Here is a 20,051-nt window from a genome sequence, read left to right as displayed (position 1 = left end):
GGCATTCACTTCACATTCATTTTCCATTCACGGATGCGACCCAGTCGGCCAAGCCTTTATCGGATAAGCCGTTCAGTACCCGACCGTTCAGAAAGCGGGCGGTGGGGCAGATGCGCTTGAGCTCCTCTATCGTCCGCCCCATGCTGCTGCCGCCGGAAGTGGCAAACGGCACGATCGTCTTGCCTGAGAAATCGCTGCTCTCCAAGAACGTCGCGATGATGCGCGGCGCAACATACCACCAGATGGGGAAACCGATATAGATAACATTATACGCAGACGCATCTGCCAGTTTCACGGCCAGAGCCGGTCGGATGGATTCATCCGACCGCTCTTTGCTCGTGCGGCTCGCCTTATTGGTCCAGTCCAAGTCAGCACTGCTGTACGGTACGGCCGGCTTGATCTCGAAAAGGTCAGCCTGCGCAGCGCGCGCCAGGCGCTCTGCCACACGCCTAGTCGTTCCCGTCGCTGAAAAATAGGCAACCAATGTCTTACTCATCTTCTTTTTCTCCTTTCAATGGCAAGACGAATGACGAATATAGACCATTCAGTCCGTTCTCTTGCTTACTTAGCTGCCGGTTCCTGATAGACTTCCTTGGCATAGCGGAATGCCGCCCAAGCCTTCGGCCAGCCGCCGTAGAAGCCGACCTGCGTGATGATCTCTGCCATCTCAGCCTTTGTCACACCGTTCTTCTTTGCCGACTCGATGTGATATTTGAGCGAGCTGTCGGTGATGCCCTGTGCAATGAGTGCTGAGACCGTCACGATGCTGCGGTCATGCAGCGAGAGCACATCGTTCTTGCTCCAGACTTCACCGAACAGGATATCGTCATTGTAGCGGGCGAAATCCGGCGCAAAATCGCCGAGCTGCTGGCGTCCTGCTGTCTGTACGATCTTGACGGCCTTCTTGGCCGGTGCGGGCGTCGATGCCTGTATCGCTGCCGCATTTCCACTGTCCGGCTGAGCCGATGCTGCTTCACTTTGAACCATGCCTGTCCCCCAAAAAAGAATACTGAGTAAGGCAATCGCTGCGCTCCTTATCATCTTGAAAACTCCTTTCCAAAATTTCTCTCAGCTACTCTTATGCTATGCCATTCCCGTGCAGCCACGCCTTGACGCGCGGACGGTAACCGCGGCGGATTTCCTCCTGCGACTTGCGGACGACCGTGTCATAGTCTTCATGGTAGTCATCCGGCGCTGCGATCTTCAGGATATCCGCCTGCAATGCCTGCTGCAGTACCTTTGCGATGCGCTCCGTATTGCCATTCGTCCAAGTGAAATAGACGACAAGTGCTTTCATTTCTGGCGGGGATTCATGCGTGCACAGTCGCCGACTTTCTCACCTGTGACGAAATATTCATAAGTTGGGAACTCGAACAAGACAGGCTTGAACTTGTGGTAGTCGATCTTGCCAGCATCATTGAGGATGGTTTCGTTTGCATAGGTCGCTTCAATGCGGCAGATGAAGTTGTCGAAACCATCCAATTCGAGGGTGTTGACCAAGGTGCATTCAATAGAAACCTTGGCCTCGTCGATGAGCGGTGCACCGTTTTCACCGATGGTGTAGGCAAAAGCGGCGGATTTATCCGTCTTATTGCCAGAAACCACACCCATGTAGTCGGCTTCCTTGAGCCAGCTCTCATCGACGACATTAACGGAAACTTTCTTCGTCTCTTTGATGCCCTTATTTGTATGATGGTTCTGCACCATCGACAGCATCAGATGGCTATGCGCCACTATGCCGGCATGGGCGACGAGCGTCCAGTTCGGCTTGCCATCGACCATGCTGCCGACGACGATGAGCGGCGAAGGATAGAGTGCCAATGCCTTACCGATATTTTGCTTCATGCTAGTTCACCTTTCTATTCTTAATCTACCAGTTCTTTGTCTCTCGGATACTCTTATCAATCAATGATGGCAACGCATCCTCAAAGGCTCTCCTTCAGGATCGTGACGATCTCCTCGTGATCCAGTACCTTGTAGCCGCCCTCAAGGATAAAGGTCCCATCAGCGATACCGTCAATCATGTCTTCCGTCGCGCCGAGCTCGGAGATGTTCATGGCGAGGCCGAGCTCTTTCATCCAAGCTTCCATGGCCTTGAGGCCTTCCTCGGCAATCGCTTCATCCGTCTTGCCCTCTGGACGGACCTTCCAGACCTCGATGGCGAAGCGCTTGAATTTCGGCAGGCCGTACGGCAGGATATAGCGGTAATATGGCAGAGAGACAGCGGCGAGCGTCATGCCATGCGTCGCATTCGTATAGGCGCCGACCGACTGGCCGAGCATGTGGACCATCCAGTCCGTGCTCTTGCCTTTGGCAATCAATGTGTTGAGCGCCCAGGTCGCCGTCCACATCAGGTTGCTGCGCGCCTCGTAGTCCTGCGGATTCTTGTTGGCTATCCGGCTGGCATGCAGCACCGAGCGCATCAGGCCCTCGCTGATGTAGTCGCTCGTCGTATCGTCTGTGCCGGAGAAATACTGCTCACAGATATGATTGAAGATGTCGTAGATGCCGGCCACCATCTGGCGGTGCGGCAGCGTCATCGTGCACCGCGGGTTCAGAATGGCGAAGCGCGGGATGATCTTCTCATCCGCGAAGACATGGCCGATCTTCTGCTTCGTCTCCTGATTGGTGATGACGGCACCGGCATTCATCTCCGAGCCCGTGCCGACCATCGTCAGCACGCAGCCGACCGGCAGCGTCTCGCAGGACGGCTCCTCAAAGCGCAGGAAGTACTTCTGCCAAGGGTCCTCCTCACAGTTGACCGAGACCGAGACAGCTTTCGCATAGTCGCAGACCGAACCGCCGCCGACAGCCAGAAGGAAATCCGCCTGATGCTGGCGCGCGATCTCGATGCCCTCGTAGAGCTTCGCGAGCGTCGGATTCGGCATGACACCCGAGATCTCCGCAACGTTCTTACCCTGCGCCTCCAGAATCTTGACGACATCATCGTAGATGCCGTTCTTCTTGATCGAGCCGCCGCCATAGATCAGGACGACGTTCTTGCCGTACTTCGGCAGCTCCTCATTCAAGTAGTCCAGCGACTGATCACCGAAATAGAGCTTTGCCGGGTTGCAATAAGAAAAATTTCCTAACATGTGTTTTACTCCTTTTTATCCAAACTACAATCTAATTTCTCTCGCTTTTTCTCCATGATAGCAAAATAAGCATTTCATGTGAAATGCTTATCAAAAATCGTCTGTTATAGAATAAATGCATGGCAGAGAGCGAAAACGATGCTTATTCCATCATATCGCTATGGCGCATTTTACCGGTCTGTTCCGTCCGGCAGTAGCAGATGCTCATCACCGATACGCTCATCCGCCTGGCAGTGCACGAACTTTGTGAGCAGCAGGGCCGCTGTTGCCATCACCAGTCCGCCACAGACGACGAAGGGCAGGCCGAGGCTGCGGATGAAGAAGCCGCTGAGCATGGTTCCCGCCATGCAGCCGAGATTGGCTGCGGTCAGGAACAGGCCATTGCTGAAATCCGGTGCATCCGACGCCACGCAGGCCAGCAGGTACTGATTGATGTTCGCGTTGATGCCGCCGAGGATGCCCCAGGCCACGATCAGTGCCGCGAGGAGCAGCAGCTGGCCACCGCTCACAAATAGCAGGCAGTAGAGCACGATGGTGCACAGTGGGAAAAGGCGTACGGTCGCGCAAGGACGCTTGGCGAGAAGATTGCCGCCCAGATAGCTTCCGTAGATGTTCAAGAGACCGTAGACGAGAAGCAGAGCTGCGATGAACTGTCCCGGCAGCGCCGCAATCTGCTGCAGGTAGTCAGCAAGGTAGTTGTAGACGCCGAAGATCGAGCCATTGAGGCAGATGACCGCCACGATGGCCAGCCAGACTGGCGGGCGCTTCAGGACAGAAAGCTGCGCACCGTACTGCATCGGCTGCGCCACAGGCAAGTCCGACACGAAGGCCATCGTCAAGAGGAACATGAGCCCCGTCACACCTGCAAAGAAGGCCATCGCCACCGAGAAGTCAAACGTCGCGGCCAAGACATTGCTGATGGGCACGCCGACAACCATGCCAGCGGCGACGCCCATGTTGATGCGCGCCACGGCCCGTGGCGCATCCTCTGGAGCCACCGAAGCCGCGGCCACGCTGAAAGCGAGCGCGCAGTAGACCGGATGGAAGAAAGCCGGCACGACGCGCAGTACCAGCAGGACCTCGAAGTCACTCGCAAAGACGGCCAGTGCATTGCAGAGCGTAAACACGCCCAGCACAAGCAGCATCACGCGCTTGCGGTTGAAGCGCGAGAACAAGAGCGGCATCGTCGGCCCCGCTATGGCCACGCCGAGTGCAAACAGGCTGACGAGCAGCCCCGCCTGCACGATATCCACCTGGTACATCTCCGCCGCCATCGGCAGGATGCCGATGATGCCCATCTCCGTATTGAGGATGCTGAACACACCAAATGCCAGGATCAAGAGCAGCAACTGCTGCTGTTGTTTCATCTCATCCTTTCTTCTTCCTGACCGAGCTCTATCTCATGGATTCAAAGTCAGGAATACATCACCTATTCCTTAGGCAAACGTCCCCGTCATCACGGCGACCATCAGCCAAGCAGCTCTCTTCTTGTTCTTGAAATTCTTCATGGAAAAAACCCCTTCCTTATTGCATCTCATCATTGCCTATCCTGTTGTTTTGCTTGATGAGTTTATTATAAGGGAAGGGGTTTATGATTACAAATACCTTGTTTTAACTATTAATAATGCTTATTAGGCATGATTAGAAAAAACCTCGTCCAGAGCCGCCACGACGAGACGGCCGGCGCAGGAGAAGACCTGATCTCTGCGCCAGACCACATAATTCGCCGAGCGGATCACGGGATCCAGTGGCCGGAAGACCAGCCCGCGGGACGGGCCTACGGCTTCCGCCATGCCCTTGAAGCAAAGAGCACTGCTCATTTCAGTTTCGCATACTCTGCTTCGCTCACAGGCTCCAGCCACTCTGTTGATGCGCCTTCCTTCATAATGGAGAGGTGCTGGAACCAGCTCGTGTGCTGTGCCCCATGCCAATGTTTCACATTCTCCGGGATGGTGACGCTTTCGGAATCACATTGCGGATATTCATATAAAATCCCCCTCGTAATGATGATGGTAAGTACTATGTCATTGGAGTGAGTATACTTCAAGAATGCGCCCCAAAAATGGTCTTCATGAGCAGGGCAGCAAAATTTCTGTCACGGCTTTTACCGACAATGCTGTATTACCCCACAAACTCGCTTTCTCCTTGCCCATGCCTCAAGCCTTGGGCGCATTTTTCATCCATACTTGCGAATCTCCCTTGGCAGTTTTCGTGTTCTGCGCCATAACTCCGACAAGGGGATGGGGAACATACAATTCCTCCAGATAGGCGATGTCCTCTGCCGAGAGTTTCAAGTCAACCGCCTTGACCGCCCCCTCTACATGATGTAGTTTCGTTGCCCCGGCCACGGGAGCAGTTACCTTGGTTAAGAGCCAAGCCAAAGAAATTTCCGTCATGCTCACCGCATATTTATCGGCCAGCTCTGCGACACGCATGATGATTTTCTCGTCCTCTGTCGCCATACCGTCGTATTTCAGTTTGGCATAACTATCCTCTGTCAGTCTTTTAGTGGTTTCTCCCGGTTTTCTCGAAAGGCGACCGCTGGCCAAGGCACTGTATGGCGTCATGGCGATGTTATCCTCTTTGCACAAGCCGGCCATTTCTCGCTCTTCCTCACGGAACAGGAGATTGTAATGGTTCTGCACGGAGACGAATTGGGCGAATCCTTCTTTTTCCGCCAAGGCGTTGGCTTTGGCCAGTTGCCATGCGTAGCAGTTGGCGATACCGATATAGCGCACCTTTCCGGCTTTGACGGCTTTTGTCAGTCCGCCCAACACGTCATATATCGGGGTTTGGTAATCCCACATATGATAAATGTAGAGATCGACATAATCCATGCCCAGATGCTTTAGGCTCAGGTCAAGGGATTTTTCGATATGTTGTTGCCCCGTCACGCCGTCCGCTATCTCTTGCGGCGTGCGCGGCAGGAACTTCGTCGCCACGACCACATCTTCCCGTTTGACAAAATCCTTTAAGGCTCGCCCCACATATTCCTCGCTGGTGCCATTCTGATAAACGATGGCGGTATCGAAGAAATTGATGCCCAAATCCAAAGCCCGCTTGATGATACTGCGGCTCGTTTCCTCGTCCACCGTCCAACTGTGCTGTCCCGTTTTGGCATCGCCGAAACCCATACAACCAAGACAAATGCGGGACACATTCAAATCAGAATTTCCCAGTTTCCTGTATTCCATGTCAAATCTTCCTTTCCCGATTTTATTGCAGATATTTCTTCACACTATCTATCCAAGCATCTATTTCCGCTTGGTCGGTAAGCATATCGGCTCCGCCTTGGGAGTCAAACTGTATTTCCATGTCGGGAGCAAACTTTGCCCCGGCGCAGATTGTCTTGATGTCCGCTATCACATGACCCGGCCAGCCGCCGTGGGTCATAAAGGGAATAACGGTCTTCCCCGTCCAATCCTGCGAGTGCAGAAATGTGAGCATGGGCGGTGCCATCCGAAACCACCAAGTGGGAGTTCCCACCGCAATCACATCGTAATCTGCCACATTGATCGTCAGCGGCTTAATCTCCGGTTGATAGCCGACTTCTACTTCCCGTTGCCCTTGGCGGGTCACTTCGCTATCCCAACCGCCATACGGAGGGTATGGGGTAACGGGTTCTATCTCTGCGTAATCGGCATTTAAGGCCACTTGCAGTTGTTTGGCAATCTTTCGGGTATTGCCGCAGGAAAACGAGTAACAGACCACCAGTATTTTTTTCTCTTTGGTCACGACAGATTTCTCCTTGTTTGCCTCTGCAGACGGACTTTTTGGCGTGGGGCTTGCCGTGAAGGTAATGCCAAAGACGACAAGCACCCCCACCACAACAAATGCAGCGACAAATTTGGCTCTACGCAAATTCATCGACAGCTCCTTCTCTTCAATACAGTCGGATGTTTTGCCAAAAATCAAAGTGATGGCGTTCTCTATAGTCTTTCATGTCCATCATCTGCGGCTTGCCTTGACCAAGTTTCAGATACTGGGCGCGGTCGCTGTCAAAACGCTCCCAAATGCCCCGCCTGTCCACCTCGGACATACCCGTCCACAACTTGACCATTTCCTTGGCAACCTTCTGTTGCTTTTTATTGAGATCGGTGCTGAGGTCGGAAGAGCCGTGGAAACCGGGAAACAGATAGGGCAGTTCGTAGGTGTGCGCCGTACCCTGCGCAAAGTCCGTTGTCACATACTTGGGGCAAGTCGGGTCGCTGAACTCGTAGTAATAGACTTTGATTTGGTTATCAAGGGAGTCGGCAATCCGATAAATCGGCGCGGCGAACCAACTGTCCGTGATGACTTGGGCATAAGCCTCGGCCGGACTGCCGTAATCGGAAGCGGGGTATTCCTGCATCACCTTGTCTGCAAATCCCGGCAGAGCATACTGTTTCTCCAAGGCTTCCAAATTGTCGCGATAAGCGACCTCGTCCATCGGTTTTCCGGCGGCACTCTCCGTCAAGGCGGCAAAGAAAGAGCCTTCATTTTGCACATTGCCAATCCCCAGCCGCTCACCGTCGACACGTCCCTCTTGGAAGGCTTCGGCGATACTGGTAGGGACATACTCGCCATCTCTGGTGATGATGCCATCCAGCAAATAGTTATTCTCCAAGGCTAAAATCTCTTCCGTGGACAGCGCACGAAGCTGTTCGGCAGTGGCATTATTCAGCCCTGCTGCCTTGGCCAAACCTATACCGCGTTCCTCGGCCTGTTCCGGCGAAACGGAATGGCCGTTGGCGTACATGACCGGGGCGGACATGGCGATGATATTTTTGAACAAGCCTTTGGCCTTCGGGCTGGCCATCAGGCTTACGGATTTATATGGCGAAACCATCCTCATGGTGGAGCGCGGCGATACATCCTATATCGACAACTTGCGCGATGAGATTGAGGAAAATCATCCGCAAATCCATATCCATGATGTCCCACCATATGATTTCAATGTGTTTAACTATGCGGAAAACACCGGGCGACCAATGATTTCCGTTGACCTTTGGGACGGAATCCATCCGGCCTTGGTCACGCTCACTTGCGATTGGGGCAAGGAATATGCCGTCCCCTATGGAATCCTGTACGCCAAAGATCCGACGGAGCACGTTATGGAATTTATCCACGTCATGGAGCGAGTGATGGGTAGGTAAAAACAGTATGATGAAAAAGCAGGAACTTGCTATACTGCAAGATTCCTGCTTTGTGGCGAGACAACAAATGCCGCATATACAATTTATATGCTATTTTGTACTTTCATCCCCGTCCCATCCCTAAATATCACGGTCATGCCGCCATCCACGCCCACTGTCACATAATCCACCATGCAGCCCCAGAGCCGCTCGTTAAACTCTGCCACAGACTCGGTCTGTTACTATCGCGACACATCCTCGTAAATTCCACCAACTAACCACTTATTGGTATGCTCATTGACACTCCCCATGCCTAAAGGCAGGGGATTCTTGGTTCGACGACCACTGCGCCGCCTCCGAGGAATTGGCGTCTTACACGATCTCCCCAAGCGTGAATTCCCGTGTGCCCCACGGTATGTTTTATTTCCGTTCATGCAACTTTGGATTTGTCTTCCAAAGCCTTGCGCAGGATGTTCTTTGCGGCGTTCACATCTCTGTCGTGATGGGTTCCGCACGCTGGGCAATCCCATTCGCGGACACTCAAATCTTTGGTCAGTGGGTTCTGATAGCCACAAACAGAGCATGTTTGACTCGATGGGTAGAATGTATCGACCTTGAGCAATTCGCCCCCGTGCAGTTCCGTCTTGTATGTGAGTTGGCGGAAGAACTCGCTCCAGCTTGCATCGGAAATGGACTTCGCGAGTCTGTGATTCCGCAGCATCCCCTTGATGTTCAGATGTTCTACGGCTACTGTTTGATTTTCACGAGCAAGCCGTGTCGATATCTTGTGAAGGAAATCCCTGCGGATATTTGCGATACGTTCATGGACACGAGCAACACGGACGCGCGCTCTTTCACGGTTCACCGACTTCGGCATCTTTCGGGAAAGCCGCCGTTGCTCACGGCGGAGCTTGCGCTGGAGCTTTTTCAGTGGATGTGGGTTCTCTACGATATCGCCGTTGCTATCCGAATAGAATACCTTCACCCCAACGTCAATACCAATCTGCTTGCCATCGTTTGGGCAGGACAAGGATCCTTTTTCTACTTCGACACAAAGCGAAAGGTAGTATTTGCCTGAGGCAGCCCGGCTTACCGTAGTAGAAAGAATCCGGCCACCGAAGTCACGGCTCTGCTTGATTCTCACAAGACCGAGCTTCGGGAGTTTGATCCTCTTGCCGATGATACGGATACCGTTTGTTTGATTGCGCGTCCGATAGGACTGGCTGTGACTATGCTTCGACTTGAAGCGTGGGTATCTTGCCCGCTTTGCAAAGAAGTTCTGAAATGCGCGATCAAGATTCCGCAGGGATTCCTGCAATGCCATGCTGTCTACTTCAGACAGCCATCTAGTTTCCTCGCGCTTCTTGAGGTCGGTGAGCAATTTGCTTGTCTTGACGTAAGTCAGCGAATTGTGATTCGCTTTCCATTCGTCGCGACGCACCGCGAGGAAGTGGTTGAATACGAAACGTGCACAGCCAAGCGTGCGGTTGATGAGGTTTTCCTGTGTTCTGTTCGGATAGATGCGGAACTTATAGCCGAGCGTGTACGTTTCCATTTTCCTCACTTCCTTTGCGATGTCTTTTGGCTCTCGATATACTGCTTTACGATTCCAAGCGGCGCACCGCCGACCGTAGAACAGAAATAGGAATTTGTCCAAAGTGTCGGCAGTTTCGTTGTCAGCCAATGAAATTCCTGTCTTAGTATCCTCGACGTTTTGCCCTTGATTGTCTTCACCGCTTTGTGAATTCCGAATTGCGGGTCTACCTCCAAAAGCAGGTGTACATGGTCTGGCATGATTTCCATCTCGATGACCTCAAAGTGGTTTTCGGCCGCGATGGACTGTATGAGCTCCTTCAATCTCACATCCACACCATTCACGAGCACTTTTCGACGATACTTAGGACAGAATACAATGTGATACTTACAGGAATATACGATGTTACGATTCGAATGATATACTCTGTTCATATTTGTATTATACTATACTTTAGTGGTTAATACAATGATTAAGGAGGAAAAAGTTGTCCGCCTTCAATTGCTTACGCAAATTCGGCGAACGCGCCTTATATCCCCAGCCCTAAAGGACGGGGTTTTACGGTGCATTTTGATAATCTTTTCGTCAAAAATCGCATCTCGCAGAAATGAAATGCAACACAACAACGGGAAAGGCATCGCCAACCTTCCCCGCAGTTGTGTTTACTGCTTAGCTATTTATTTGGCATTATATCCGCCATCAATACTTAGGATAGCTCCCGTAATAAATTTGTTCTCATCGGATGCAAGGAAGAAAATTCCATTTGCAATATCTTCCGGTCTTCCTAATCTGTTCATAGGATGAATCGCTTCTATGCCTGATACATCGTAAGTCCCAGCATCAATAGCATTTTGCAGGATATCCGTTTTGATAGCTCCCGGTGCTACTGCATTGATACGTATTCCCTGCTGTGCATAATCAATGGCTGCCCCTTTCGTCAGACCGACCACCGCATGTTTGGTCGCGTTATATTGCGCCGTTGCGTATAACCCATTAAGTCCCGCGATGGAGGCTAGGTTTACAATAGAGCCGCCATTTGTTTTTAGCATTTCTTTTATCGCATATTTCATTCCATAGTAGACACCCATTACATTCGTATCAAGCATTTGTTTCAAATCATCCGATTCGGTTTCTGCCAATACAGCATTTCCTAAAGAGATTCCGGAGTTATTGACCATAACATCTAATTTCCCATATTTGGCAACCGTTTCTTTTATCAGGGCCTCTACTTGTCCTTCGTTTCTGACATCCAATACCTGGAAATCTACTTCCAGTCCTTTCGCCTTGAATTCATTTTTTACAACCGTTTCTTTTTTTGCATCACGGCTCGTAATGACAACATTATAGTTGTTTTCGGCAAATTTTATCGCAGTTGCCTTACCGATTCCTGTTGTCCCTCCAGTGATAATTACTGTTTTCCTTGACTTAGCTTCCATTTTTGTCCCTCCCTTTATTAAACAATCATTCACTTATTATACTAAAGAATAACCGCATTTTTCAGCGGTTATTCAATATGGAATCTACACTAACCCAAATCAATGGCTTAAAATCATCAGCCGAATATGGCTTCTTTTGCAAATCATACTCTTTCATAAGCCAGAGTATGGGGGCAAACAGGAATGCGTTAATCTCGCTGACGTTCTGTGCTTTCAAAAGCCTTTGGCTCAGTGCCTCCTCATACAGAACCAGCATAGGCTTGGTGTAATACTCGGCGACTTTTGTAGCTTCCTCTGACAGATACTCAGGATTGTCCTGCAAGGCTAGGACAAAATTGGCCTCACGAGGGTGCTCGCAGAATCTCCGGACAAAATGAAAGACGCAATGGAACAGGCGTTCACGCATAGTTGTGCCTTGCTCAATACTTTCTTTCAGCCCCTCATCAAAAAGCTGCTTGACATCAATATATATCTTTGAAATCATGTCCTCCTTGTTTTCAAAGTAGACATAGGCCGTTGCGGTACTGACCTTGACCCTTTTGGCAATCTTGGAAAAGGCCAGTCCTGCTAACCCTTCCTCCGTTACAATATCAAAGACAGCCTGAACGATTTTGTTGCGTTTCTCTTCATCGATTGTTCTCATGGTGTTAATAATAAATGTTCATTCAGTAATTGTCAAGTGTTCTCTATAAATATTGGGAAATGTATTTTACATTTTTACCCCCGCATCCCCGTCCCGTCCCGGAACACCACCGTCATGCCGCCATCCGCCCGCCGTCACATAGTCCACCATGCAGCCCCACAGCTGCTCGTCGAACCCTGCCACAGGCTCGTTCTGTGCTTCGAGCTTCTTGATGAATCCCGCCAGCCTCTCGCTCTTGGCTGACCGCTCTGCGATGGCCTCCGTCACCTCGTCGAAGCGTGACTTCGCCGCCTCGTACCGCTCCACCAAGCCGTTGTAGTATTTCTGATACGCCCCTTGATCTTGGGCGATACGGGCGTTCTCGGCGATGCAGTTCTGCGTCATCTCCACCAGCACCGCCAATTCCTGACCCAAGGTGGCTTTCTCCTGCTCCAACTCCGTGGTATCGCAAAGCGTCTGCCGAACCATCTCAGCGTTGGCAACAATCTCCTCCCGCTCCGTCACCAGCTTGTTGAATGCCGTAACGAAGGTCACCTTAACTTTCTCCTCGGTCACATGGGATGTCTGGCATTTCTTGCCGCCATATTTGTAGATGACCCTGCGGTATTTATCGTTGCTAAGCCATACATGACAAGGCTTCGGCAAAAAGAGAAGGGGGTGCATTTGCACCCCCTCGACAGGGATTTTGCACCCCCTATGAATATAACTTGGTTTTTTTCGTTAGCCTTCGAGTTGTTCGTTTAGCCAATATGGATTTTTCATAATCTCTCTGCCAACTCCAATCAAATCTGCGGCTTCATTTTTTAACAGCGTTTCTGCGTCCTCCAAAGTCTTTACTCCGCCTGTCAGCATGACGGGAATTGAAACAGCTTTCTTTATGGCACTCGACATATCCTGAAAATATCCCGGCTCGTTATGTCCTTTCCGTGTGTAACGGCACATTCCTCCGGTGATGTTAAGCATATCAATTCCAGCATCGGCAAGCACCTTGCTGGCATACACGCTGTCTTCAATAACGCTACCGCCCTCTGAGTAGTCACAGCCACCTAATCGAAGAGAAATTATAAATTCCTTGCCAACGGCATCACGAACGGCGCGAATGACCTCCCGGTGTATACGCAGTCGGTTATCAATGTTACCACCGTAGTTATCCTCTCGATGATTGGTGAGCGGCGAATAAAACTGGTTCAATAAATAAGCATGAGCAGAATGGATTTCAACACCGTCATAGCCGGCCGTTTTCGCTCTTTCGGCAGCACGGGCGAATTGCTCTACAATCTCAGCAATTTGCGGCACAGTCAATTCTTGCGGTGCAGTTCCGTCTCCCATCATCGGCGATACAGGAAGAATCACGCTGCTCGGAGCTTTTGCTATTTCTCCCGTGACATCAGAAGGAGCAGCACTGCCGGCGTGGTTTAATTGAGCCACTGCCCTTGTCCCGCTTTTGTGAATGGCATCCACCAGCCGTTTCAAGCCCTCAATGTCTCCATCGGATGAGATGGATAGCTGATTCTGCCGCGCTTTGCCACGAATGTCGATGTAACTGTGTTCCGTGATTATCATGGCGAGATTGCCAGTTGCCCGCGCTCCATAATAATCCAACATTTTGTTCGTTACTTTTCCGTCATCTGTGCTTTGATATGTTGCAATGGGCGGCATGACGATACGGTTTTTAAGTATCACATTACCTATGGCTATCGGCGTCAGCGACAATTTGTATTTTGCCTCCACTCTATCTTCCTCCCCAAAATCATCACAAAAATGGTGCATACCATGACCGTTTCCGCTCCGCTCCCACGGTAGTTGGTTCTGTATGCCCGGACAGCAAGATGGTCTTCTCCGGCAGATTCAGGATTTTCCCGGTTACACTTTGCATCAATGTTCCCTCATCCCCACCGGGAAAATGTGTCAAACCGAAGCTGTTTTGAAAATGGAATCGCCGACAAAGGCCACATTGTCCTTGGCACTATAATAGAACACGCTATCCGTTGTATGGCCGGGAACATGATGCATGGCCAAAGAAAATGCTTGGTTTGCCTCGAGGGCAATCTCGCTCCCGTCCGGCAAATAATTCACATCATCCAATTTGATATATAGCCCACAGCCTTCCGAGAGATTCCAGCGAGGATTCTCCGCATAATCGCGCCCTTTTTCGTGCATACAGATAGGAACAGAGAGCGCATCGCTGATTTCCGTTGCGGCTTCCATATGGTCGAAATGTCCATGCGTGAGCAGTATCTTCTCTATGATGAATCCTTTTTGACGAATAACGGCTAAAAGCGTGTTAGCCTCCGCACCCGGATCAAGCAAAAAACCATGTACGGTGACATCATCAATGTAAAAGTAGGCATTGGTGGTAAAAACGCCTGTCACGGGCAACGATAAAATCATGATGCTCGCCTACCTTATTGTGCAAAATTACAACCATTAGCCCCACATACCATGCCTTCCAAGGATGCCGCCGATGCTTCTTCAGCGAGTATCTTTTCGATGGCTTCCTTCAACATAGCCGTCGGCTGTGCGCCGGAGGCTGTGTATTTACCGTTAATCAGGAAATACGGCACACCATGAATGCCACGCTCCATCGCTTCCTGCTCATCGGTGCGTACCTCGGCAGCGTAACGGTCGCTTGCCAGCACCGCCGACACCTCCTCGCTATCCAAGCCGCATTGACCAGCGATGTTTTTCAGCACATCATGGTCGGCCAGTTCCAAATTCTTGGTAAAGTAGGCATCAAACAACTGCGTAATGATTTCGCTTTTCCCCTTTGCTTGAGCATATTTCGTAAGGCGCAGGGAATCAAAGGTATTCGTGTAACGAGTAGAAATATAGCGGAAGTCGATGCCTTCACTTCTGCCCATGCGGGATATGGCCTCAATGCGTTCTGCCGCCTCCTCCTTGCTGAGATGATACTTCACGGCAAAGCGGTCTAACGTGGACGAAACAACCTCGCGGCTGGCATAAGGGTCAAGCTCAAAACTCTTAAATTCGACTTCTACTTTATCGCCGCCGTCAATCTCGGCAAGTGCCTTTTCCAACCGTTTCTCGCCAATATAGCAGAAGGGACAGGCATAATCCGACCACAATTCAATTTTCATCTTCTAGTCCTCCTTGAGAAATATAGAACATGTTCGATATTGCAATTATACACAAAGCAGTATATAATGTCAATAGAAATCGAGCGTGTTCTAAAAATATTTGCAAGGGAGATAGTGAGCCTATGAAAAAGTGCGGACGCCCACCCAAGAAGGATAACCCGGAGGAAAACAAAGAAAAAGTCATGACCGCCGCAATTGCTCTCATCGAGGAACATGGCGCAGACTATATCACGGTGCGGAGAGTTTGCGAGAGAGCAGATGTTGCCACGGGTACATTTTATTACCATTTCAAGAACAAGGACGAACTCTTGATACACTTCGTCCGTGGGACATCCTTTTCCGAAATTGAGTTAAATACCCCCTTATCCGATATTGCCGGACGTATCACGGAACTTTATCTGCATCTCATTTGCAAGTACACCGCATTGGGCGTAAAGTTCATGAAGAGTTTCTACACCCCCGGCAATCAGGCACTCCACAACTATATGGGGGAAACGAATGGCAAATTTGCCGAGGACACGGTTATGGCCAGATGCGAGATGGAGCTTGTAGCGGCACAGAGAGCCGGTTATCTGAAAGAAAATACTGACGCTCATAAAGTCAGTGCGGATATTTGCACTATAGTTAAAGGCTGTATTTTTGAATGGTGTTTAAGTGATGGTGAAATTTTACTGGAGGATATGGTGCGAAGAATTTTACGAGCATATGTTAATTATGAGATAGCTTGAAGCCTTGCGGGATAATGCTTCGGCAAAAAGAGAAGGGGGTGCATTTGCACCCCCTCGGCGAGGATTTTGCACCCCCTAAGTCGATTTTTATTGTAAGCCACTTAGCTAGTTTCGACTACGCTTCATTCAAAACAAACCATCAAACCAGTCCTTTATTTCTCCCGCTGATGTTTGTGTGCTGAAAAGCCTCCCTTGTTTCCATTCGGCCTTGCCCTTGGCAAGTTCTTTCGGATAGTCTGCACTTGAACCAATGTCACTACCGCCTGATGTACAGATGGCGGTTATTTTCTTGCCGGTAAAATCATAGCTTTCCACAAAGGTGTCCATAATGTGCAGTGCCTGTCCCCACCAAATTGGGTAGGCCAACACAATGGTTTCATAGCTTGAGATATTGGCGCTTTTATCTGCCAGAGCCGGACGGGCTTTGTCGTCCTTCTGTTCCACCGTGGCTCTGGTGCTTTCATCGTTATAGTCCAAATCATGCGAGGTGTATGACTCTTCGGAGCGTATCTCGTAGAGATCGGCTCCAAAATTGAGCAAAATTCATTTACCTGTCTTTCTCCTCATGCTATACTATGAAAAACACAGAAAGAGGTGGCGCTCAGATGGAACTGGACATTCGCGTTCTGAAATACTTCCTCGCCATTGCCAAGGCGGGCAACATGACACAGGCGGCTAAGGATTTGCACATCACCCAGCCAACCCTCTCCCGACAAATCGCGGACATGGAGAAAGACCTCGGCACGGAGCTGTTCGTCAGGAAGCGGAGGCACCTTACCCTGTCCGACAGCGGTTTTCTCTTCCAGCAGAGAGCCAAGGAGATTGTTGCCTTGGCCGACAAGGCCCGGCGCGAGATTGCCGAGCAGGAAGAACGCATCGGCGGCATCGTGACGATTGACTGTGTGGAAAGTGTCGCCTCCCGCCTTTTGCCGGAAACGATGTCGGCCTTCAGCCGGGATTACCCGTTGGTGTGCTATGAGCTTTACAGCGCGGACGGCAATGACATCCGCGAGAAGATTGACCGTGGGAGCATTGACCTCGGCATTCTCTTGGAGCCGGTAGAGACGGCCAAATACGATTTCCTGCGCCTCCCCTTCTACGAACGCTGGGGTATTGCCTTGCGGGAGAATTCCCCATTGGCCAACAAGGAAGCGCTGACAACGGAGGACATACAGGGACTCCCTCTCATCATTCCTCGCCGCACCATCGTCATCGAGGAAATTGCCCGTTGGCTGGGCATGGAGGCGGACAGCCTCAATATCGTCGCCTCCCACAATCTGCCTACCAATGGGCTGCTCCTCGTGCAACAAGGCATCGGCTGCCTGATCTGCGTCCAAGGCTCCCTTGCCATCCGTCCCCCACAGGGCATCCGATTCGTTCCTCTGGCACCGGAGCGCATCACGGGGCATGTGCTGGCATGGAAAAAGAATCACGCTTTCAGCACCGCCACCACTCGCTTCCTCCAGTTCATCCAGTCAAGGTACAACAATTCTGCCCCACCCATCTTCCCATAAGGAAAAAGCAGCCTCGTTGCAAAAGGCTGCTTTTTGTCTTATCAGTTCGGCAAATCCTTATTTCAGGTTAGCCCGGAAAAATGCTTCAATCTTGTCAAATGGAATTATGTCCATCCTGTCGTAAAGGTCAGTATGCACGGCTCCCGGCACGATATACAGCTCCTTGTTGCTACCGGTGAGCCTTTTGAAAGCATCCTCGCTATAGTAGCGGGAATGCGCCTTCTCCCCATGAATCATCAAGACAGGTGTCTCGATTTCACTGCTGTAGGAAAGGAGCGGCATATTCATAAAGTCGAGCAAAGAGCTCAGAGTTGCCCCCGTGGTTGAGCCGAAGGAACGGGGATGATAGCCACGCTTTGTCTGATAAAAGTCATGGTAGTCCTTGACGAACTGGGGCATATCCTCCGTCACCTCGGTGGGAACGCCTCCTGCCATTTGGTAGGTGCCGTTCTTGTAATCCTGGGTGCGCTGTGCGCTGATTTTCTTGCGGGATTCCAAACGGTTTGCCCTAAGTTCGGCGGCATCCTTTCCGTTGTCAAAATAGCCGTTGGCAATATTGCGGCTCATATCGTACATGGTGGAAGTCACCGTGGCCTTGATGCGCGGATCCATAGCCGCAGCATTCAGCGCAAATCCTCCCCACCCGCAGATGCCGAGGATTCCAATCTGCCCTTCGGCCACATTTTCATGGTTGGACAAGAAATCTACCGCTGCCGAAAAGTCCTCGGTGTTGATGTCCGGCGAGGTTGTGTTGCGGGGCTGCCCGGCACTCTCCCCCGTAAAGGAAGGGTCAAAGGCCAGCGTAAGGAATCCCCGTGCCGCCATTTCTTGCGCATAGCGGCCGGAAACCTGCTCCTTGACGGCTCCGTAGGGGCCTGCCATGGCTATAGCTGGAAGCTTGTCGTCTTGCTTCATGCTTTTTGGCATATAGAGGTCACCCACCAAGGTAAGTCCATAGCGATTGTGGAAGGTCACCTTGTGGTGAGTCACCTGCCGGTTTTCCGGGAATACCTTATCCCATTTTTCCGAAAGCTGGCTGGCCTTGATGGTTTCTGCCGGAGCCTTAGAGAGCGTGTTCTCTGCCGCCAAGGCAGGGGAATTGCCGCCTATCACCAAAAAGACACCACACGCCAAGGCTACCAGTATCTGCTTTGCTAAATGCTTCTCTCGCATCGTTTACCTCCTCGCACTGCTCATTTCAGTTTCGCATACTCTGCTTCGCTCACAGGCTCCAACCACTCTGTTGATGCGCCTTCCTTCATAATGGAGAGGTGCTGGAACCAGCTCGTGTGCTGTGCCCCATGCCAATGTTTCACATTCTCCGGGATGGTGACGCTTTCGCCCGGCAACAGTTCCTTCGGCTCCTCGCCCCAAATCTGGTAGTAACCCTTGCCCGATACCCCGGCCAAGACTTGACAGCTTCCATGATGCTTATGCCAAAAATTGATGCACCCCGGCTCAAATGTCACATTGGCTACATTCACGCCCTTGCCCTGCATGGGGAACAGGAAACTCCTGCCCGTGAAATACTTGGCATATCCTGTGTTCGGCTGCCCGATGGGATAGACCGCACCGCCTTCCTGCATGAGTGCTTGCGTGATTTCCGTTTCCGTTTGAGCATTTTTCACATTAAGGTCAGCAGCAAGGCATGTCGGCACAGACAGCGCCGTACTCGCCAAAAGAGCGGAAGCTGCCAGCCCTTTTGCCACTTTCGGAATCACATTGCGGATATTCATATAAAATCCCCCTCGTAATGATGATGGTAAGTACTATGTCATTGGAGTGAGTATAGTCCAAGAAAAATAGACGACGAGTGCTTTCTTCGCCAAAATACATCCTTCTTTCTCATTCATCTTCTTACTTGGCCGAAAATTCCCCGCCAGCCTGAGGGGAATTTCTTTTGTTGCTTTTTATCAAAATGCGCCGTAAACCCCCGTCCTTTAGGGCTGGGGATATAAGGCGCGTCCGCCGAATTTGCGTAAGCAATTGAAGGCGGACAACTTTTTCCTCCTCAATTATTGTATTAACTAATAAATTGTAGTATAATACAAATATGAACAGAGTATATCATTCAAACCGTAACATCGTATATTCCTGTAAATATCACATTGTATTCTGTCCTAAGTATCGTCGCAAAGTGCTCGTAAATGGTGTGGATGTGAGATTGAAGGAGCTCATACAGTCCATCGCGGCCGAAAGTCACTTTGAGGTCATCGAGATGGAAATCATGCCAGACCATGTACATCTGCTTTTGGAGGTAGATCCGCAATTCGGAATTCACAAAGCGGTGAAGACAATCAAGGGCAAAACGTCGAGGATACTAAGACAGGAATTTCATTGGCTGACAACGAAATTGCCGACACTTTGGACAAATTCCTATTTCTGTTCTACGGTCGGCGGTGCGCCGCTTGGAATCGTCAAGCAGTATATCGAGAGCCAAAAGACATCGCAAAGGAAGTGAGAAAAATGGAAACATACACGCTTGGCTATAAGTTCCGCATCTATCCGAACAGAACACAGGAAAACCTCATCAATCGCACGCTGGGCTGTGCACGTTTCGTATTCAACCACTTCCTCGCGGTGCGTCGCGACGAATGGAAAGCGAATCACAATTCGCTGACTTACGTCAAGACAAGCAAATTGCTCACCGACCTCAAGAAGCGCGAGGAAACTAGATGGCTGTCTGAAGTGGACAGCATGGCATTGCAGGAATCCCTGCGGAATCTTGATCGCGCATTTCAGAACTTCTTTGCAAAGCGGGCAAGATACCCACGCTTCAAGTCGAAGCATAGTCACAGCCAGTCCTATCGGACGCGCAATCAAACAAACGGTATCCGTATCATCGGCAAGAGGATCAAACTCCCGAAGCTCGGTCTTGTGAGAATCAAG

The 20,051-nt window shown here is 50.8% G+C and carries 26 protein-coding genes; 5 read left to right on the top strand and 21 right to left on the bottom strand.

Features of this window, described 5'->3' with window-relative positions; genetic code table 11:
• Positions 1-16: 16 nt before the first annotated feature.
• From MITSMUL_RS09140 to MITSMUL_RS09090, 10 genes are all read right to left on the bottom strand, one after another.
• Complete coding sequence (locus MITSMUL_RS09140) at positions 17-496, bottom strand: flavodoxin (protein WP_005842017.1); 480 nt, start codon at positions 494-496, stop codon at positions 17-19.
• A 65-nt stretch (positions 497-561) separates the two neighbouring features.
• Positions 562-987: a carboxymuconolactone decarboxylase family protein gene (locus tag MITSMUL_RS09135; RefSeq protein WP_071599948.1), complete on the bottom strand. Its 426-nt coding sequence runs from the start codon at positions 985-987 to the stop codon at positions 562-564.
• A 91-nt stretch (positions 988-1,078) separates the two neighbouring features.
• A complete protein-coding gene (locus MITSMUL_RS09130; protein ID WP_005842013.1) occupies positions 1,079-1,297 on the bottom strand; it encodes a flavodoxin family protein in 219 nt (72 codons plus the stop codon).
• Complete coding sequence (locus MITSMUL_RS09125) at positions 1,294-1,845, bottom strand: flavin reductase family protein (protein ID WP_005842011.1); 552 nt, start codon at positions 1,843-1,845, stop codon at positions 1,294-1,296. The genes MITSMUL_RS09130 and MITSMUL_RS09125 overlap by 4 nt, the downstream gene beginning before the upstream one ends.
• 80 nt (positions 1,846-1,925) lie before the next feature.
• Positions 1,926-3,095 (bottom strand): iron-containing alcohol dehydrogenase, encoded by a 1,170-nt coding sequence (locus MITSMUL_RS09120; RefSeq protein ID WP_005842010.1) that lies wholly within the window; start codon positions 3,093-3,095, stop codon positions 1,926-1,928.
• A 170-nt stretch (positions 3,096-3,265) separates the two neighbouring features.
• Positions 3,266-4,462, bottom strand: a complete 1,197-nt coding sequence (locus tag MITSMUL_RS09115) for an MFS transporter (protein WP_005842009.1) — start codon at positions 4,460-4,462, stop codon at positions 3,266-3,268.
• A 449-nt stretch (positions 4,463-4,911) separates the two neighbouring features.
• Entirely contained in the window at positions 4,912-5,142 is a 231-nt protein-coding gene (locus tag MITSMUL_RS12970) for a cupin domain-containing protein (RefSeq protein WP_005842007.1), read from the bottom strand.
• Positions 5,143-5,251: 109 nt separating this feature from the next.
• Entirely contained in the window at positions 5,252-6,289 is a 1,038-nt protein-coding gene (locus MITSMUL_RS09100; RefSeq protein ID WP_040636140.1) for an aldo/keto reductase, read from the bottom strand.
• Between the two features lie 22 nt (positions 6,290-6,311).
• Positions 6,312-6,962, bottom strand: a complete 651-nt coding sequence (locus tag MITSMUL_RS09095; RefSeq protein WP_005842005.1) for a flavodoxin family protein — start codon at positions 6,960-6,962, stop codon at positions 6,312-6,314.
• 16 nt (positions 6,963-6,978) lie between these two features.
• Positions 6,979-7,893: a carboxylesterase family protein gene (locus tag MITSMUL_RS09090; RefSeq protein ID WP_071599947.1), complete on the bottom strand. Its 915-nt coding sequence runs from the start codon at positions 7,891-7,893 to the stop codon at positions 6,979-6,981.
• Here MITSMUL_RS09090 and MITSMUL_RS09085 point away from each other — a divergent pair.
• Positions 7,874-8,230: a hypothetical protein gene (locus tag MITSMUL_RS09085; RefSeq protein ID WP_071599946.1), complete on the top strand. Its 357-nt coding sequence runs from the start codon at positions 7,874-7,876 to the stop codon at positions 8,228-8,230. The genes MITSMUL_RS09090 and MITSMUL_RS09085 overlap by 20 nt on opposite strands.
• A gap of 409 nt (positions 8,231-8,639) precedes the next feature.
• On the opposite strand, the gene tnpB is transcribed toward MITSMUL_RS09085, so the two are convergent.
• From tnpB to MITSMUL_RS09045, 8 genes are all read right to left on the bottom strand, one after another.
• Positions 8,640-9,764 carry an IS200/IS605 family element RNA-guided endonuclease TnpB gene (gene tnpB, locus MITSMUL_RS09080; RefSeq protein WP_005842000.1) on the bottom strand — a complete coding sequence of 375 codons (1,125 nt, stop codon included), beginning with the start codon at positions 9,762-9,764 and terminating at the stop codon, positions 8,640-8,642.
• Between the two features lie 5 nt (positions 9,765-9,769).
• Positions 9,770-10,177 (bottom strand): IS200/IS605 family transposase, encoded by a 408-nt coding sequence (gene tnpA, locus MITSMUL_RS09075; protein WP_040636139.1) that lies wholly within the window; start codon positions 10,175-10,177, stop codon positions 9,770-9,772.
• Between the two features lie 243 nt (positions 10,178-10,420).
• Positions 10,421-11,179 carry an SDR family NAD(P)-dependent oxidoreductase gene (locus MITSMUL_RS09070; protein ID WP_005841996.1) on the bottom strand — a complete coding sequence of 253 codons (759 nt, stop codon included), beginning with the start codon at positions 11,177-11,179 and terminating at the stop codon, positions 10,421-10,423.
• Positions 11,180-11,240: 61 nt separating this feature from the next.
• Positions 11,241-11,822: a TetR/AcrR family transcriptional regulator gene (locus tag MITSMUL_RS12160; RefSeq protein WP_005841994.1), complete on the bottom strand. Its 582-nt coding sequence runs from the start codon at positions 11,820-11,822 to the stop codon at positions 11,241-11,243.
• Positions 11,823-11,888: 66 nt separating this feature from the next.
• A complete protein-coding gene (locus MITSMUL_RS09060) occupies positions 11,889-12,485 on the bottom strand; it encodes a hypothetical protein (RefSeq protein ID WP_005841992.1) in 597 nt (198 codons plus the stop codon).
• 57 nt (positions 12,486-12,542) lie between these two features.
• Positions 12,543-13,553: an NADH:flavin oxidoreductase gene (locus tag MITSMUL_RS09055; protein ID WP_040636138.1), complete on the bottom strand. Its 1,011-nt coding sequence runs from the start codon at positions 13,551-13,553 to the stop codon at positions 12,543-12,545.
• A 177-nt stretch (positions 13,554-13,730) separates the two neighbouring features.
• Positions 13,731-14,213: an MBL fold metallo-hydrolase gene (locus tag MITSMUL_RS09050; protein ID WP_005841988.1), complete on the bottom strand. Its 483-nt coding sequence runs from the start codon at positions 14,211-14,213 to the stop codon at positions 13,731-13,733.
• Positions 14,214-14,227: 14 nt separating this feature from the next.
• A complete protein-coding gene (locus MITSMUL_RS09045; RefSeq protein ID WP_005841986.1) occupies positions 14,228-14,920 on the bottom strand; it encodes a DsbA family oxidoreductase in 693 nt (230 codons plus the stop codon).
• 122 nt (positions 14,921-15,042) lie between these two features.
• Between MITSMUL_RS09045 and MITSMUL_RS09040 the strand changes: the two genes are divergently transcribed.
• Positions 15,043-15,648 (top strand): TetR/AcrR family transcriptional regulator, encoded by a 606-nt coding sequence (locus tag MITSMUL_RS09040; RefSeq protein ID WP_005841985.1) that lies wholly within the window; start codon positions 15,043-15,045, stop codon positions 15,646-15,648.
• A gap of 126 nt (positions 15,649-15,774) precedes the next feature.
• Here MITSMUL_RS09040 and MITSMUL_RS09035 read toward each other — a convergent pair whose 3' ends face one another.
• A complete protein-coding gene (locus tag MITSMUL_RS09035; RefSeq protein WP_005841983.1) occupies positions 15,775-16,188 on the bottom strand; it encodes a flavodoxin in 414 nt (137 codons plus the stop codon).
• 65 nt (positions 16,189-16,253) lie between these two features.
• Between MITSMUL_RS09035 and MITSMUL_RS09030 the strand changes: the two genes are divergently transcribed.
• A complete protein-coding gene (locus MITSMUL_RS09030) occupies positions 16,254-17,162 on the top strand; it encodes a LysR family transcriptional regulator (RefSeq protein WP_211205235.1) in 909 nt (302 codons plus the stop codon).
• Between the two features lie 57 nt (positions 17,163-17,219).
• Here the strand turns inward: MITSMUL_RS09030 and MITSMUL_RS09025 are convergent, their stop codons facing one another.
• Both MITSMUL_RS09025 and MITSMUL_RS09020 read right to left on the bottom strand, forming a co-directional pair.
• Positions 17,220-18,335, bottom strand: coding sequence for an alpha/beta hydrolase (locus MITSMUL_RS09025; RefSeq protein WP_005841979.1), 1,116 nt, complete (start codon positions 18,333-18,335; stop codon positions 17,220-17,222).
• Positions 18,336-18,355: 20 nt separating this feature from the next.
• Complete coding sequence (locus MITSMUL_RS09020) at positions 18,356-18,898, bottom strand: cupin domain-containing protein (RefSeq protein WP_005841978.1); 543 nt, start codon at positions 18,896-18,898, stop codon at positions 18,356-18,358.
• A gap of 317 nt (positions 18,899-19,215) precedes the next feature.
• Here MITSMUL_RS09020 and tnpA (MITSMUL_RS09015) point away from each other — a divergent pair, with 317 nt between their 5' ends.
• Together tnpA (MITSMUL_RS09015) and MITSMUL_RS09010 are read left to right on the top strand one after the other, a co-directional pair.
• Entirely contained in the window at positions 19,216-19,623 is a 408-nt protein-coding gene (tnpA, locus tag MITSMUL_RS09015) for an IS200/IS605 family transposase (RefSeq protein ID WP_040636137.1), read from the top strand.
• A 5-nt stretch (positions 19,624-19,628) separates the two neighbouring features.
• Positions 19,629-20,051, top strand: a 423-nt coding sequence (locus MITSMUL_RS09010; RefSeq protein ID WP_005841973.1) for an RNA-guided endonuclease TnpB family protein, incomplete at its 3' end; no start/stop codon positions are given.

Source organism: Mitsuokella multacida DSM 20544 (assembly GCF_000155955.1).
Lineage (GTDB): Bacteria > Bacillota > Negativicutes > Selenomonadales > Selenomonadaceae > Mitsuokella > Mitsuokella multacida.
This window is presented reverse-complemented; position numbering and strand designations above follow the sequence as displayed.

What these genes read in the sequence shown, in the direction of transcription:
- MITSMUL_RS09140 (WP_005842017.1), bottom strand. Translation starts at nt 496, where the DNA reads ATGAGTAAGACATTGGTTGCCTATTTTTCAGCGACGGGAACGACTAGG.
- MITSMUL_RS09135 (WP_071599948.1), bottom strand. Translation starts at nt 987, where the DNA reads ATGGTTCAAAGTGAAGCAGCATCGGCTCAGCCGGACAGTGGAAATGCG.
- MITSMUL_RS09130 (WP_005842013.1), bottom strand. Translation starts at nt 1,297, where the DNA reads ATGAAAGCACTTGTCGTCTATTTCACTTGGACGAATGGCAATACGGAG.
- MITSMUL_RS09125 (WP_005842011.1), bottom strand. Translation starts at nt 1,845, where the DNA reads ATGAAGCAAAATATCGGTAAGGCATTGGCACTCTATCCTTCGCCGCTC.
- MITSMUL_RS09120 (WP_005842010.1), bottom strand. Translation starts at nt 3,095, where the DNA reads ATGTTAGGAAATTTTTCTTATTGCAACCCGGCAAAGCTCTATTTCGGT.
- MITSMUL_RS09115 (WP_005842009.1), bottom strand. Translation starts at nt 4,462, where the DNA reads ATGAAACAACAGCAGCAGTTGCTGCTCTTGATCCTGGCATTTGGTGTG.
- MITSMUL_RS09100 (WP_040636140.1), bottom strand. Translation starts at nt 6,289, where the DNA reads ATGGAATACAGGAAACTGGGAAATTCTGATTTGAATGTGTCCCGCATT.
- MITSMUL_RS09095 (WP_005842005.1), bottom strand. Translation starts at nt 6,962, where the DNA reads ATGAATTTGCGTAGAGCCAAATTTGTCGCTGCATTTGTTGTGGTGGGG.
- MITSMUL_RS09090 (WP_071599947.1), bottom strand. Translation starts at nt 7,893, where the DNA reads ATGGCCAGCCCGAAGGCCAAAGGCTTGTTCAAAAATATCATCGCCATG.
- tnpB (WP_005842000.1), bottom strand. Translation starts at nt 9,764, where the DNA reads ATGGAAACGTACACGCTCGGCTATAAGTTCCGCATCTATCCGAACAGA.
- tnpA (WP_040636139.1), bottom strand. Translation starts at nt 10,177, where the DNA reads ATGAACAGAGTATATCATTCGAATCGTAACATCGTATATTCCTGTAAG.
- MITSMUL_RS09070 (WP_005841996.1), bottom strand. Translation starts at nt 11,179, where the DNA reads ATGGAAGCTAAGTCAAGGAAAACAGTAATTATCACTGGAGGGACAACA.
- MITSMUL_RS12160 (WP_005841994.1), bottom strand. Translation starts at nt 11,822, where the DNA reads ATGAGAACAATCGATGAAGAGAAACGCAACAAAATCGTTCAGGCTGTC.
- MITSMUL_RS09060 (WP_005841992.1), bottom strand. Translation starts at nt 12,485, where the DNA reads ATGCACCCCCTTCTCTTTTTGCCGAAGCCTTGTCATGTATGGCTTAGC.
- MITSMUL_RS09050 (WP_005841988.1), bottom strand. Translation starts at nt 14,213, where the DNA reads ATGATTTTATCGTTGCCCGTGACAGGCGTTTTTACCACCAATGCCTAC.
- MITSMUL_RS09045 (WP_005841986.1), bottom strand. Translation starts at nt 14,920, where the DNA reads ATGAAAATTGAATTGTGGTCGGATTATGCCTGTCCCTTCTGCTATATT.
- MITSMUL_RS09040 (WP_005841985.1), top strand. Translation starts at nt 15,043, where the DNA reads ATGAAAAAGTGCGGACGCCCACCCAAGAAGGATAACCCGGAGGAAAAC.
- MITSMUL_RS09030 (WP_211205235.1), top strand. Translation starts at nt 16,254, where the DNA reads ATGGAACTGGACATTCGCGTTCTGAAATACTTCCTCGCCATTGCCAAG.
- MITSMUL_RS09025 (WP_005841979.1), bottom strand. Translation starts at nt 18,335, where the DNA reads ATGCGAGAGAAGCATTTAGCAAAGCAGATACTGGTAGCCTTGGCGTGT.
- MITSMUL_RS09020 (WP_005841978.1), bottom strand. Translation starts at nt 18,898, where the DNA reads ATGAATATCCGCAATGTGATTCCGAAAGTGGCAAAAGGGCTGGCAGCT.
- tnpA (WP_040636137.1), top strand. Translation starts at nt 19,216, where the DNA reads ATGAACAGAGTATATCATTCAAACCGTAACATCGTATATTCCTGTAAA.